Annotated in this window: 12 protein-coding genes; 7 read left to right on the top strand and 5 right to left on the bottom strand. The window is 71.9% G+C overall.

Annotated features, from left to right (window positions below):
- Positions 1 to 10: 10 nt before the first annotated feature.
- Positions 11 to 736 carry a hypothetical protein gene (locus ACFYWM_RS31955; RefSeq protein WP_389921281.1) on the top strand — a complete coding sequence of 242 codons (726 nt, stop codon included), beginning with the start codon at positions 11 to 13 and terminating at the stop codon, positions 734 to 736.
- Between the two features lie 74 nt (positions 737 to 810).
- Here the strand turns inward: ACFYWM_RS31955 and ACFYWM_RS31950 are convergent, their stop codons facing one another.
- Positions 811 to 1,305: a transglycosylase SLT domain-containing protein gene (locus ACFYWM_RS31950; protein WP_389921278.1), complete on the bottom strand. Its 495-nt coding sequence runs from the start codon at positions 1,303 to 1,305 to the stop codon at positions 811 to 813.
- Between the two features lie 338 nt (positions 1,306 to 1,643).
- Positions 1,644 to 2,036 carry a lytic transglycosylase domain-containing protein gene (locus tag ACFYWM_RS31945; RefSeq protein WP_389921276.1) on the bottom strand — a complete coding sequence of 131 codons (393 nt, stop codon included), beginning with the start codon at positions 2,034 to 2,036 and terminating at the stop codon, positions 1,644 to 1,646.
- A 221-nt stretch (positions 2,037 to 2,257) separates the two neighbouring features.
- Here ACFYWM_RS31945 and ACFYWM_RS31940 point away from each other — a divergent pair, with 221 nt between their 5' ends.
- Positions 2,258 to 2,743 (top strand): glutathione peroxidase, encoded by a 486-nt coding sequence (locus ACFYWM_RS31940; RefSeq protein WP_389921273.1) that lies wholly within the window; start codon positions 2,258 to 2,260, stop codon positions 2,741 to 2,743.
- Here ACFYWM_RS31940 and ACFYWM_RS31935 read toward each other — a convergent pair.
- Positions 2,715 to 3,713 (bottom strand): LacI family DNA-binding transcriptional regulator, encoded by a 999-nt coding sequence (locus tag ACFYWM_RS31935; RefSeq protein ID WP_389921270.1) that lies wholly within the window; start codon positions 3,711 to 3,713, stop codon positions 2,715 to 2,717. The two genes, ACFYWM_RS31940 and ACFYWM_RS31935, sit on opposite strands and share 29 nt — an antisense overlap.
- A 177-nt stretch (positions 3,714 to 3,890) precedes the next feature.
- Between ACFYWM_RS31935 and ACFYWM_RS31930 the strand changes: the two genes are divergently transcribed.
- Entirely contained in the window at positions 3,891 to 5,111 is a 1,221-nt protein-coding gene (locus ACFYWM_RS31930) for an ABC transporter ATP-binding protein (protein ID WP_389921268.1), read from the top strand.
- 197 nt (positions 5,112 to 5,308) lie between these two features.
- Here the strand turns inward: ACFYWM_RS31930 and ACFYWM_RS31925 are convergent, their stop codons facing one another.
- Positions 5,309 to 6,061: an SDR family NAD(P)-dependent oxidoreductase gene (locus ACFYWM_RS31925; RefSeq protein ID WP_389921266.1), complete on the bottom strand. Its 753-nt coding sequence runs from the start codon at positions 6,059 to 6,061 to the stop codon at positions 5,309 to 5,311.
- A gap of 198 nt (positions 6,062 to 6,259) precedes the next feature.
- On the opposite strand from ACFYWM_RS31925, the gene ACFYWM_RS31920 reads away from it, so the two are divergent.
- The 4 genes from ACFYWM_RS31920 to ACFYWM_RS31905 all read left to right on the top strand — a co-directional run bounded on the left by ACFYWM_RS31920 (position 6,260) and on the right by ACFYWM_RS31905 (position 11,506).
- Positions 6,260 to 7,501, top strand: a complete 1,242-nt coding sequence (locus tag ACFYWM_RS31920; RefSeq protein ID WP_389921262.1) for a PQQ-dependent sugar dehydrogenase — start codon at positions 6,260 to 6,262, stop codon at positions 7,499 to 7,501.
- 269 nt (positions 7,502 to 7,770) lie between these two features.
- The gene (locus tag ACFYWM_RS31915; RefSeq protein WP_389921260.1) at positions 7,771 to 8,820 is read left to right on the top strand and encodes a hypothetical protein; all 1,050 of its coding nucleotides are present in this window, start codon (positions 7,771 to 7,773) and stop codon (positions 8,818 to 8,820) included.
- 85 nt (positions 8,821 to 8,905) lie between these two features.
- Positions 8,906 to 10,681 (top strand): DUF4012 domain-containing protein, encoded by a 1,776-nt coding sequence (locus tag ACFYWM_RS31910; protein WP_389921257.1) that lies wholly within the window; start codon positions 8,906 to 8,908, stop codon positions 10,679 to 10,681.
- Between the two features lie 234 nt (positions 10,682 to 10,915).
- On the top strand, positions 10,916 to 11,506 hold the full coding sequence (locus ACFYWM_RS31905; protein ID WP_389921255.1) for a hypothetical protein: 591 nt from the start codon (positions 10,916 to 10,918) through the stop codon (positions 11,504 to 11,506).
- On the opposite strand, the gene ACFYWM_RS31900 is transcribed toward ACFYWM_RS31905, so the two are convergent.
- The gene (locus ACFYWM_RS31900) at positions 11,484 to 12,893 is read right to left on the bottom strand and encodes a polysaccharide biosynthesis tyrosine autokinase (RefSeq protein ID WP_389921252.1); all 1,410 of its coding nucleotides are present in this window, start codon (positions 12,891 to 12,893) and stop codon (positions 11,484 to 11,486) included. The genes ACFYWM_RS31905 and ACFYWM_RS31900 overlap by 23 nt on opposite strands.

Genomic DNA, 12,893 nt, shown 5'->3' with positions numbered 1-12,893 from the left:
ATATCGCAGCATGTCACGCTTCGATGATCTGCCCGGCTACGCGGCGTCGATCGCCTCACTGATCGACGCGGTCAACCTCGGCGTTCACATCGCGAGCAGGCCACTCAGCCGGGAGCTCACCGAGCGGTCCGGCCTCCAGACGGACCTGCTGGTCGATCTCCGATTCGTGCTCCCCGCCAGGCCGCTCACCGCCGAGGGGCTGGCCGCCCTCTACCGCTACAACCCTTTCAACCGGTCGGAGATCGACGTACAGATCACCCAGGGCACCCTCGTCGCCGGCGGCGACGGCACGCTGCGCGCCACCGCGACCGCGCTGTCCTTCATCGCCTCCCTGTACGAGGCGCACGCGGCGGTGACCGGCGAGCTGTGGGCGGCCCAGGCCGACCGGCTGCCCGAGCTGGCGGATCTCGCGGGCAGGCTCCTGGAGGCCGGTGCCGACGGCGGTGGCGCGGCCTTCGCCCAGGCCTCGCCGCCCCACGAGCCGGCGGGGACCCCGCCGGGCGTGCTGCTGTTCAACCGGCTGGCCGTGCTGCGCTACCACCGCGCAGACGCGCACGCCGACGCCTGGAGGGGGGAGGGCCTCACCGCGGCGCAGATCATCGCCCTGCCCCCGGGGCCCGCCCGCGACCGGATCGAGGTGGAGACGAACCGTCGCGCCGCGCGGCCGTACGAGAGTCTGACCACCCGTGACCGGCAGGCCCTCCTGCTGGGCCTGAGCGCCCTCGACCTGCCCTGAGGGGGGTCGGCGCCCGGGGCCTGAAGCCCCGGGCGCCGGGAGAGTGCTCCCTTCCCCTGGACACTCTCCGCGGGTCAGTACCAGTTGCTCGCCTGGAAATGACCCCACGCGCCGCACGGTGACCCGTAGCGGCTCTTGATGTAACGCAGACCCCAGTGGATCTGCGTGCTCGGGTTGTAACGCCAGTCCCTGCCGCTGCCGCCCATCTTCGAGCCGGGCAGCGCCTGCGGGATGCCGTACGCACCCGATGAGCGGTTGTACGCACGGTGGTTCCAGTTGCTCTCCCTGGTCCAGAGACTGTCCAGGCAGCGGAACTGGCTGTGCGGCCACGCTCGGCGGGACACGAGACGATAGGCGATCGTCTTGTTCCTGCCCTTGGCGGTCCTCGCGACCGCTTTCACCCTCGGCTTCACCTGGGTGGCCCAGGTGAGGCGGTACACCGTCCTCGACGTCCCTTTCCTGGACGTCTCGGAGGCGCTTTCAGCCTGTCCCACCGTCGGTGGACCGACCATCGCCGAGGCGGTGAGCACGGTCATGACGGTGTTGCGCAGAACGCGGTAGCTGTTCACATGGATCCTTGTCCTCGGGCCGCGTGCGGAAGGCGCGGGAGGGCACGTGGTGCCCCCGGCGTCCGACGATCCGGCGCCCGTGGCTCGGACGGGGAACGTCCGCGTGGTCTCTCCGGCCTGTTTCCGGCATGAGACGCCGCGGCGATCTCTCTAGGCGGCTTTCTAGTACGCGAGAGCGCGCCGGACGGTGGATCGGACACGCGAAGGAAAGGAGTTTGCCCGATCTTCGGGATCTACGGGTGGTTCGGCGAAGGGGCGGTTACGACCGGCGAATCACCCATGCCGGGAGACGGTGTGAAAATCACCCTGCCATGGGGTTTCAGCGCACCGTCTCCTGATCAGTACCAGCCCCGCGTCGTGAAGTGCGTCCACGCCCGGCACGGTGAGCCGTAGCGGCTCTTGATGTAGCCGAGCCCCCACCGGATCTGCGTCCTGGGGTTGGTGCGCCAGTCGCGCCCGGCGCTGGCCATCTTGCCGCCGGGCAGCGCCTGCGGGATGCCGTACGCGCCCGACGAGCGGTTGTGGGCGCGGTGGTTCCAGTTGCTCTCCCTGGTCCAGAGCCTGCTGAGGCAGTTGAACTGGGCGCTGTTCCAGCCGTGCGCGGACACCATCGGCCTGGCGACGGCCTGGTTGCCCGGTCTTGCCGAGGACGCCTGGGCGACCGTGGTGGTGGTGCCGAGGGCGAGCATCGAGGTGATCGCCAGCACACCGGTACGGCGGAGCGTCGACATGGGACTCCCTTGTGCTTCGGTGACGGGGGACGGCCGACACGATGCCGGGCGACGCGGCGCCGGGCGAGTCGACAGCGTCTGTCAGGAGTCCTGTCAAAGATCGGTAAGAGGATGATCAAAGCATTGGTGAGGGGAGCGTCGTCTCACCTGTGGCCTCAGTCACATTTCACTTTTTGGACGGCATAACTCCCAAATGTGACAAGGGGAATAGGGTGCGGCTCATGGGAATCCGTGATATCGCCATTCACACTCTTTCCGACGCGCCCACCACCCTGGCCGAGCTTGCCGGGGACCGGGCCGTCCTCGTCGTGAACGTCGCCTCCAAGTGCGGCCTCACCCCCCAGTACGCGGGGCTCGTCGACCTCCAGCGGACCTACGGCGACCGGGGTTTCACCGTCGTCGGCGTGCCGTGCAACCAGTTCTACGGCCAGGAGCCGGGCAGTGCCGAGGAGATCCAGGAGTTCTGCTCCACCACCTATGGCGTCGACTTCCCGCTGCTGGCCAAGACCGAGGTCAACGGCGACGGCAGGCACCCCCTGTACGACGCGCTGACCGCCGCGCCCGACGCCGAGGGCGAGGCCGGTGACGTCAAGTGGAACTTCGAGAAGTTCCTCGTCTCGAAGGACGGGGAGGTGCTGGCCAGGTTCCGGCCGACCGTCCAGCCCGACGACCCCGCCCTCATCGCGGCGATCGAGAAGTCCCTCTAGCCGCGCAGCTGCCCCTGACGATCAGCTCGGTGGGCAGCAGCACGCCCCGGGGCCTCCTGGCGCCGCCGCGCAACACCAGCTCGGCGGCGCGGTAGCCGATGTCCCTGGCCGGCTGGGCGATCACCGTCAGCGGCGGCGAGCACAGCTCGGCCCAGGGCACGTCGTCAAACATGATCATGGACAGGTCCCTGGGGATGCGCAGGTCCAGCTCCCGCGCCGCCAGCACGGCCGCCTCGCCCAGCAGGTTGCCCCCGGCCAGCACGGCCGTCAGGTCGGGCCGGTGCTGGAAGAGCCCGGCCGCGGCGGCGTACGCGGAGTCGCGGCTGCCCCGGGCGACGACGATCAGCTCCTCGTCGACGAGGGGCCCCAGCGCCTGCCTGAAGACCGACAGGCGCTGTTCCTGCCCCGGGCCGCCCAGATAGGCGATGCGCCGGTGTCCCAGCCCCGTCAGGTAGTCGACCGCGGTCCTCACCCCCGCGCGGTCGTCGGCCACCACCGCCGGGATGTCGTCGCGCCCGGCCGCGACCCGGTGCGCGAACACCGTGACCACCCCGGCCCGCAGCGTCGGCGCCCAGCTGTCGCCGTCGCCCGAGGGGACCGCGATCACCCGGTCGACGCCCTGCTCCAGCAGCGTGCCGATCAGCTCGGCCTCGCTCTCGGGGTCGTCGCCGGTCGCGCCCACGATCACCGGCTCGCCCGCCGAGCGCGCGCAGGCGAGCACGCCGTCGGCCACCCGGCCGTAGAAGGTGTCGGTGATGTCGGGCAGCAGCAGCCCGATCCCGCCCGAGCGCCGCTGGCGCAGGTTGCGCCCGAGCGCGCTGGGCCGGTAGTCGAGCTGGGCGGCGACGGTCAGCACCCGCTCCCTGGTCTCCGGGCTGGCCGACCCGCCCGACAGGACCCGGGACACCGTCGCGACCCCCACCCCGGCCGCCCCGGCGACATCCTTGATCGTCGTACGACGCGTATTCATGGAAACGATTCCATCATGATTTCCGTGCTCAATCCAGTGTCGGCCGACGGCAACTGTCCTGCTGACAGGCCGGAATCAGGAAGACTCTTGACATGGATGTCCGTTTCCGATGAGATGCATGAAAACGTATCCAATATCGGGTGAACGCGGGGTTGGCCCGAGGCGACAAGGACTTCCATGGCATCCATTGTTCTCAGCAAAGTCGACAAGATCTACGCGGGCGGCGTCAAAGCCGTGAACGGCCTCGACCTTGAGATCAAGGACGGGGAGTTCATGGTGCTGGTCGGGCCGTCCGGATGTGGCAAGTCCACCGCCCTGCGGATGATCGCCGGGCTCGAGGACATCAGCGGCGGCGAGATCTCCATCGGCGACCGGGTGGTCAACCACCTGCCCCCGAAGGACCGCGACATCGCCATGGTCTTCCAGAACTACGCGCTCTACCCGCACATGACCGTCGAGGAGAACCTCGCCTTCGGTCTGAAGCTCCGCAAGATGCCCAAGGCGGAGATCGCCAAGCGCGTCGGCGAGGCCGCCAAGATGCTCGGCCTGGACCAGTACCTCAAGCGCAAGCCCGCCGCCCTCTCCGGTGGCCAGCGCCAGCGTGTCGCGATGGGCCGCGCGATCGTGCGCGAGCCGCAGGCCTTCCTCATGGACGAGCCGCTGTCCAACCTGGACGCCAAGCTCCGCGTCTCCATGCGCGCCTCCCTCAACACCCTGCACGAGCGCCTGGGCGTGACGACGGTCTACGTCACCCACGACCAGGTCGAGGCCATGACCCTTGGCGACCGCGTCTGCGTGCTGCGCGACGGCCTGCTCCAGCAGGTCGACACCCCGCAGAACCTCTTCGACAAGCCGGTCAACCTGTTCGTCGCGGGCTTCATGGGCTCCCCGTCGATGAACTTCGTCAACGCCGAGCTGGTGCGCGGCGAGGGCGGCGCCGCCGTCGCGTTCGCGGGCTTCAAGCTGCCGGTCCCGGCCGAGACCCTCGCCGAGAAGCGCGGCCTCGACCAGTACTTCGGCAAGAAGATCATCCTGGGCATCCGCCCCTCCGACTTCGACGACTCGGTCGCCGCCAACGGCTCCTCCTCCGGCTGGGTCCGCCTGCCGGTCAAGGCCGAGGTCACCGAGGAGCTGGGCTCCGAGATCAACGTGCTGTTCCTGATCGACGCCCCGCCGGTCCAGCACCAGGACACCGTGGCCGCCGCCGCCGACGACGGCGAGGAGGACGCGACGCTGCCGCTGGTGGGCGACAAGTCGCTGTGGACCGCCCGCGTCAACTCCCGCAGCCACGTCCGTCCCGGCCAGAACATCGAGCTGATCGTCGACACCCACAACCTGCACTTCTTCGACCCGGTCTCGGGCCTGGCGATCGGCCACGAGGCCAACGCCCGCGTCTGATCCGCCGCGCGGGCCGTCGCCCGCGTCCGGTTCGTCGAGCGGGCCGCTTCACCGAGCGGGCCGCGAGGCCCGTCCCGACCGACACCGCAGGCTGGAAGGGCCCGCGCCACGACCCCCTCCCGTGGCGCGGGCCCTTCCGTCTTTCTTTGTCGTCTTCGTCGGCAGGGGGCGGCCGGGATCCCTCAGGCGGCTCTCCCTCAGCGGCGGGCGAGGCGGCGCGAGAACCGGCCGATCAGGCTGATGGGGAGCAACTTGCCGACCCTCACGATGACCTTGTAACGCAGGTCGGGGACGCTCACCCGCACGCCCCGGGCCAGGTCGCGCATGGCCTCGCGGGCGACGTTGTCCGCCGACAGCCAGAAGAACTCGGGGATGCCCGACTTGTCCATCGAGGCGCGCTGGTGGAACTCGGTGTGCACGAACCCCGGGCACAGGGCCATGACCCGCACGCGGCTGCCGGCCATCTCGACGGCCGTGGACTCGCTGAAGCTGACCACCCACGCCTTGGACGCGCTGTAGGAGCCCCGGGGGAAGAACGCCGCCACCGACGCGACATTGATCACCGCGCCCCGGTCGCGCTCCCGCATCCCCGGCAACGCGGCCATCGTGAGCCGCAGCACCGCCTCGCAGTGCAGCTTGAGCATCCGCAGCTCCTCCTCGGCGGGCACGTCGAGGAAGTGACCCTGGTGGCCGAACCCCGCGTTGTTGACCAGCAGGTCGACCCCCTCGCCGAGCCGCCGCTCCACCGCCTCCAGGCCCTCGTCGGTCACCAGGTCGGCGGCGAGCACCTCGCTGCTCACCCCGTACCGCAGGCGCAGTTCCTCTGCGACGGAGACGAGGCGCTTCTCGTCGCGGGCGACCAGGACGAGCGAGAACCCGTCGGCGGCCAGGCGGCGGGCGAAGGCGGCACCGATGCCGGCCGTCGCCCCCGTGATCAGTGCGGTTGGCATACCTGCAGTCTAGGGACGGCGCGGAGGGGACGGTGACGGGCACGGCGGGGCGGGGCAGGTGTATGCGACGAGCGACGGGAGATGCGACCGGGGAGAATGGGGGCGGGCGGCTCGGGGAGGGCAGGGGCGTACGGGAACCACCCGGCGCGGCCGGAACCTTCGGGGTGCCGGGGGCGTACAGGTGATCATCTGACGCAGGTGACGAACAACAGGAGGCTGAGAACCGTGCCGAACTCCCGCCGGGCAGGATTCCGGACAGGATGGGGCCTGGCCCTGCTGAGCGCGGCGCTGGTCGCCTGCTCCTCGACCGGGACCACCGAGACCGCAGGAGCCACCGGGAGCACCGGGACCACGGAAAGCCCCGGATCCGCCTCGCCCACGGCCTCGCGCGAACCCGCGGGGGAGGGGACGACGGACGCCGCCCCGAAGGTCCGCTTCACCGAGTTCGCCCAGCTCGACATGCCGGTGGCGATGGCCCTGCGCAAGGACGACCCGACGCTCTACATCGCCGAGCAGACGGGACGGCTGCGCGCGGTGAAGGACGGGAAGGTCGCCGAGGCGCCCGTCGTCGACCTCTCCCGGGAGATCAGCACGGGCAACGAGCAGGGGTTGCTCGGGGTGGCCTTCCACCCCGACGGGGACTTCCTCTACCTCGATTGGACCGACCGCGAGGGGCACACGCACGTCACCGAATGGGCCTTCTCCGGCGGCAGGGCGACCGGCCGCAGGGACGTGCTGACCCAGCGGCAGCCGTACGCCAACCACAACGGCGGGCAGCTCGCCTTCGGGCCCGACGGCCACCTCTACATCGCGCTCGGCGACGGCGGCAGCGGGGGAGACCCGCAGGGCAACGGCCAGAAGCTGGACACCTGGCTCGGCAAGATCCTCAGGATCGACCCGCGCGGCACCCCGTACGAGGTCCCCCGCGACAACCCGTTCGTCGGCAGGCAGGGCGCCAAGCCGGAGATCTGGTCGTACGGCCTGCGCAACCCCTGGCGGTTCACCTTCGACGCGAGGACCGGCGACATGTGGATCGGCGACGTCGGCCAGAACGCCTGGGAGGAGGTCGACTTCGAGCCGAAGGGCGAGGGAGGCCGCAACTACGGCTGGAACCGCAGGGAGGGCGCCCACCCGTTCAGGGGCGGCGACGGTGACGGCACGGTGGACCCGGTCATCGAGTATCCGCTGGGCGAGGGCGGCAACTGCTCGGTCATCGCCGGATACGTCTACCGGGGCAAGAAGATCCCCGGGCTGGAGGGACGGTTCGTCTACGGCGACTTCTGCGCGGGCTGGGTCAAGGCCGCGCCTCCCGGTGGAAAGGGACGGGGTGACGACCTGGGCACGGTGGAGCAGCTGTCGTCCTTCGGCCAGGACCACGACGGCGAGTTGTACGCGCTCAGCCTGTCGGGCCCCGTCTACCGGGTCGAGGCGGCCCCGTGAGTTCGCCCCGTGTGGGATCGGCGGGGTGAGAGGCGGTCGGCCGAGGTCCGTCTACCGGGCTGAGGCCGCCCCGTGATGCCGGCCCTCCGGCGGGGGTGCGCCGTCCCGCCACCATAAACGATCAGAGAATACCCGGTGATCTTTTGGCAAGGAGGGTGCGTCGGGCGATCGAGCCTTTCGGCGGGAAAATATAACGGGTTCCGGAGGCATGTCGTTTGTGTGCCAAGCGCCTGTTCCTGGTTTGACGTATTCGCCATGAGGAGCCCGAAATGGCTAGAAAGTTCATTATGCCGATCCTTCTCGCGGTGATGGCCGGGAGCGGGGCGGGGATGGGGATCAGCGGTGTGGCAGCCGCTGAGACCGGTTCCCGCGTATCGGCGATCACCCCGTATCCGCCGAACGTCAACTTCGCTTTCGCCGCCTCGCGCCTCTCCGCCGATGCGCAGGACGTCCTCGACGACGCGGAGGGCGTCGCCGCCGAGGCCGGTGCCGTCGCCGGAGACGCGGAGGCCGTCGCCACCGCCGTGGAGGCCATCGCCGGTGTCGTGGGAGGAGCCGACTTCGGTCCTCAGCTGTCCTCCATCGCCTCGGCGAGGGCCGAGCTGCGCGCCGCACAGGACGGCGAAGCCAGCGCGGCCGGCGCGGCGCGGGTCGCGCCCGCCGCCCTGGGGGTCGCCCCCGCCGCCGCGAGGCTCGTCTCCGCGGCCCGGCTGGTCGCCTCCGGCGTGGAGGTCCGCACCGCCCCCGAGGGGAACGGCTCCTACGCCGCGTCGCTCGCCGCCAGGGCCGAGAAGATCGCGGCCAGGGCCAGGGAGATCGTCAAGAGGGCCAGGGAGATCGCTTCCAGGGCCGGGGACATCGCCAGCGAGGCCGGTGGCCTCGCGGTTCTCGCGGCGTCGGCCGACCCCGCCGCCGCGGTGGTGGCCACCGGTGCCGCGCGGACGGCCGCCGAGGCCGAGGAGATCGCCAAGGCCGCCGCGCGCCTCGCCTCCGCCGCGGAGTCCCTCGCCCTCGCGGTCGCGAGCCTCGCGCGCCTCATCGCCGACGCCGAGTCCGACAGGGACGGCGGCGACGGCTTCGGCGACGGTGACGGCGTCGGCTTCAGAGGGTGCGGCGACGACGGCGACTGCGGCGACGGCTGCGAGGACGGCGCCGAGGGGTGCGTCCGCGGAGCGTCGGCGGAGGCGAGCGACGCCGGCAGGCTGCCCTTCACCGGATCGCCCCTGACGGTCGTGGCCGCGGTGGGCGGTGGCCTGCTGGCCGCCGGGGCCGCGGGCATCCTGATCTCGCGGCGCCGTCGATCCTCCGGTGCCGCCTAGGGGCGATCTTCCGGTGCCGCCGGGGGGTCACCCTTCGGCGGCACCGGAAGGTGACCCTTCGGTGCGGCCGGGAGGGCGAACCTCGGTGCCGCCTGGCGCGCGCCGCCGCGTCGTCATGGTCTGCCTGCTGGCCGCCGCCGTCGCCGTACCGGCCGGCGGCTGGTCCGCCCATCTCGGCCTGAGCGTGCGGGATCACCTGGAGGCGACCGAGAACGCGCTGCTCCGGCTGCGCGCCGCGGTGAGCGCCGGTGAACCGGACCTCGTGGCCGGACCGCTCGCCGAGGCGCGGAGGCACGCGGCCGAGGCGCGGCGGCTGACCGCCGGCGCGGACTGGTCGGTGCTCGCCCACGCCCCGGTGCTGGGAGACGCCGCGACGACCGTCCGGGCGCTGGCCGAGGGGGCCGCGGAGCTGACCGACGTGCTGGACGGCGTCCAGCGGGCCGGCGCGGCGTTCATCGCGGCCGGCACGCACTCTCCGGGCACGCCCCCGCCGGGCGGCCCGAGACGGCTGCTCGCCGTCGCGGAGACGGCGGCGCCGATCCTCGACGACGGTATCGCCCGGCTCGCACGGGTGAGTGCCCGGCTGGCGGCCGCTCCCGCGCACACCGGCGTGGACCGGCTGGACCGGGCGCGCGACACGGCGCTGCGCGAGGTCGACCGGCTGCGCGCCGCGCTGGGCGACGCGGCGACCGCCGCCGCGCTGCTCCCCGCGATGCTGGGCGGCGACGGCCCGCGCCGCTACTTCCTGGCCTTCCAGACCAACGCCGAGGCGCGGGGCACCGGGGGCCTGGTGGGAGCCTTCGGCATCCTGAGGACCGACCACGGCCGGGTCGTCGTCGAGCGGCTGGCTCCCAACGACGGTCTCGCCGCCAGCCCCGTACCCGTCGCCGACCACGGCCGGGACTTCCGCGGGCGCTACGGGCCGAGTGCGGCCAGGATGCTGTCGATCTCCAACCTCTCCCCGCACTTCCCGTACGCCGCGGCCATCTGGACCGGGCTGTGGGAGCGGCAGGCCCGCACCCGGCTCGACGGCGCCATCGCCGTCGACCCGGTCGGGCTCTCCCACCTGCTGCGGCTGACCGGCCCGGTCACCCTGCCCGGCGGGGAGAAGGTGACCCCGGGCAACGTGGTCGACCTCACCGAGCGGGTGGCCTACGCCCGCTACACCGACCCCGTGGCGCGCAAGCGGTTCCTCATCGAGGTCGCCCGCGCCGTGAGCGAGGCGCTGCCCGCGTTCCTCGCCGATCCCGCCGCGGCGCTGCCCGTGCTGACCGCCATGGTGGGCGACCGGCGGCTCCAGGTCTGGAGCCGTCACGAGGCCGAGCAGCGACTCCTGGCGCGAACCCCGGTCGGCGGCGTGCTGCCGTCGGGGCCGGGACCGTTCGCCGGGCTGGTGGTCAACAACTCCGCCGGCGGCAAACTCGACTACTACCTGGCACGCTCCCTCGACTACGAGCTGGGCCCCTGCCGGGACGGCCTGCGCTCCTCGACCGTACGGGTCCGGCTCACCAACGACGTCCCGAGAGGGACGCTGCCCTCCTACGTCACCGGCAGGCTCGACTCCGCCAGGAGCCACCACACCCCCGGTTCCAACCTGCTGTGGGTGTCGCTGTACGGCGGGCTCGGCGCGAAGGTGACCGCCGCCAGGCTCGACGGCGACCGGGTGGCGGTCGTGCGCGAGACCGAGCGGTCCCACCCCGTCTACTCGACCATGCTGGAACTCGCCCCCGGGCAGTCGAGGTCCCTGCGGTTCGACCTCACCGAGGTCGCCTCGGGCGGCCGGCCGCTGGTTCCCGTGCAGCCGCTCGTCCGGCCGCAGCGGACCCACGTCGTCGAGGACTCCCGGGGGTGCGCCCCTTGACGGGGACGGATCTCACCGTACGGTTTGTCGCGTGCATCGGTATAAAAGGGCAAAGAGCGGTGCGCCGGGGACGTTGACGGACCGGAGGCGATCTAGTCTCCCGTCATGAGGGCTTCGCCGTGGACCGCTCGGAGCGCACACAGCCTCGTGACCGGTGAAGACGGCGCGGATCCCGGAAACGGGGGGGACGCCCCGCCCGGACACGAGGGCTGCGGTTCACGCTGCTGGAGGGACATGGGGAAGGTGCCCCGGGAGGGCGTCCGCTTCCGCATCCTGTTCGTGTGCACGGGCAACATCTGCCGTTCCCCGCTCGCCGAGCGGCTGACCCGCTCGGCGCTCGGGCCGTGCCCGGCGCTCCAGGTGACCAGCGCGGGCACCCACGCCCGGCCGGGTCTGGAGATGGACCGGCACGCCGTGCGGACGCTGGTACGGCTCGGCGGGGACCCCGAGGGCTTCGGCTCCCGCCTCCTCGTCCCCGCGCTGGTGGCCGAGGCGGACCTGGTGCTGACGGCCGCGAGCCGGCACCGGGCGCATTCGGTGGCCCTGCATCTCGCGGCGGCCACCCGGACCTTCACCATCGCCGAGTTCGGCACGCTGGCGCGGGCCGTGCCGCCGGAGAGGGTGATCCGGCACCGCGACCCCGTGTGCAGGGCCCGCGCCCTGGTCGACGAGGCGCGGGCCCTGCGCGGGCTGGTGCGGGTGGACGAGCCCGACATCGCCGACCCCTACCGGGGGTCCCGGCGGGCCTACCGGGCGGCCGGGCGGAGCATCGCCGGGGCGCTCGACGTCGCGTTCCGGCTGCTCACACACCCACGGGATGCTTGACGGCCGGCTCGGACTTCTTGGGCCGCTTGGGCTCCTTGGACTCGTAGCCGTACCCGTAGCCGTATCCGTAACCGAAGTACGTGCTGTCCCTGAGCGGGACGAAGTTCAGGACGGTCCCCACCACGCGGGCGTTGACCGACGCCAGCAGCTCGGTGGCGCGCGCCATGTGCTCCCGCCGGGTCTTGCCGTGACGGCTGACGAGGAGAACGCCGTCGCAGAGCGCGCCGAGCGTCGCGGCGTCGGTCACCGGCAGCAGCGGCGGCGCGTCGATGATCACCATGTCGTACGTCTCGGTCAGCTGGGCCAGCACCTCGCGCATCCCGCCGGAGCCGAGCAGCTCGCTCGGGTTCGGCGGGATCTGCCCGCTCGGCAGGACCGACATGCCCGGCTCGCCCCAGACCTGGATGACCTCCTTCAGCTGCGCCCTGCTGATGAGCACGTCCGTCAGGCCCGTCGTCCCCTCGATGCCGAGGTAGTTGGGGATGCTCGGGCGGCGCAGGTCGCCGTCCACCAGCATGACCCGCCATCCGGCCTGGGCGAGGGTGATCGCCAGGTTGGCGGAGACCGAGGACTTCCCCTCGCCCGGCAGGCAGCTGGTGACCACGAGCGACTTCGGCTGCCGGTCGACGCCGATGAACTGCAGGTTGGTGCGGAGCGTGCGGAACGCCTCGGACCGGGACGACCGGCCCTGGTTGCGCACGATCAGGGGATGGCGCCGCGCGTCCCGCTCGTAGCCGATGACTCCCAGGGCCGAGCCGCCCGACGCCTGCTGCAGGGCCTCCGTCGACTTGACGGTGGTGTCCAGGCGGTCACGGACGACGACGACGGCCATGGCGAGGATCGCCGCGATCAGCAGGGCCATCGCCAGGTTGACCACCGGCCTGGGACTGACCGGTGTCGTGGGCGTCTCCGCCCGGTCCACCAGCGTGACCTTCACGATGGGCCGGCTGGAGGGGGTGGGCCGTTCGATCTGGTCGATGAGCTCGGCGAAGCGCTCGCCCAGGTCGTTGGCCAGGGCGGCGGCCCGCGAGGGGTCGGTATCGCCGACCGTGGCGCGCAGCAGCACGGTGCCGGGGACGGCCTCCGCGGTGATGTTCGCCTGCACGCGCTCCACGTCGTCCTCCCCGGTGATCTGGGCGACCACCCGCCGGCTGGAGAGAAGGGTCGCGTACGACTGCACCCGCTGCGCCGACAGCATCCCCGCCTGGTAGGCGGTGGACAGGCTTCCCTCCCTGTCGTGGCCGGAGACCAGCATGGAGATCGTCGCGATGTACTTCGGCGGCGTGCCGGCCGTGACGGCGGCCGACGCGCCCACCGCCAGGACCAGCGCCAGCAGGATGAACGCCCAGTTCCTGCGCGCGAGCCGCGTGTAATAGAGGAGTTCCAT

Source organism: Streptosporangium sp. NPDC002721 (genome assembly GCF_042888905.1).
GTDB lineage: Bacteria > Actinomycetota > Actinomycetes > Streptosporangiales > Streptosporangiaceae > Streptosporangium.
Note: the sequence above shows the minus strand (reverse complement) of the source record. Positions and strands in the feature narration are given on the sequence as shown.

What these genes read in the sequence shown, in the direction of transcription:
- ACFYWM_RS31955 (WP_389921281.1), top strand. Translation starts at nt 11, where the DNA reads ATGTCACGCTTCGATGATCTGCCCGGCTACGCGGCGTCGATCGCCTCA.
- ACFYWM_RS31945 (WP_389921276.1), bottom strand. Translation starts at nt 2,036, where the DNA reads ATGTCGACGCTCCGCCGTACCGGTGTGCTGGCGATCACCTCGATGCTC.
- ACFYWM_RS31940 (WP_389921273.1), top strand. Translation starts at nt 2,258, where the DNA reads ATGGGAATCCGTGATATCGCCATTCACACTCTTTCCGACGCGCCCACC.
- ACFYWM_RS31935 (WP_389921270.1), bottom strand. Translation starts at nt 3,713, where the DNA reads ATGAATACGCGTCGTACGACGATCAAGGATGTCGCCGGGGCGGCCGGG.
- ACFYWM_RS31930 (WP_389921268.1), top strand. Translation starts at nt 3,891, where the DNA reads ATGGCATCCATTGTTCTCAGCAAAGTCGACAAGATCTACGCGGGCGGC.
- ACFYWM_RS31925 (WP_389921266.1), bottom strand. Translation starts at nt 6,061, where the DNA reads ATGCCAACCGCACTGATCACGGGGGCGACGGCCGGCATCGGTGCCGCC.
- ACFYWM_RS31915 (WP_389921260.1), top strand. Translation starts at nt 7,771, where the DNA reads ATGGCTAGAAAGTTCATTATGCCGATCCTTCTCGCGGTGATGGCCGGG.
- ACFYWM_RS31905 (WP_389921255.1), top strand. Translation starts at nt 10,916, where the DNA reads ATGGGGAAGGTGCCCCGGGAGGGCGTCCGCTTCCGCATCCTGTTCGTG.
- ACFYWM_RS31900 (WP_389921252.1), bottom strand. Translation starts at nt 12,893, where the DNA reads ATGGAACTCCTCTATTACACGCGGCTCGCGCGCAGGAACTGGGCGTTC.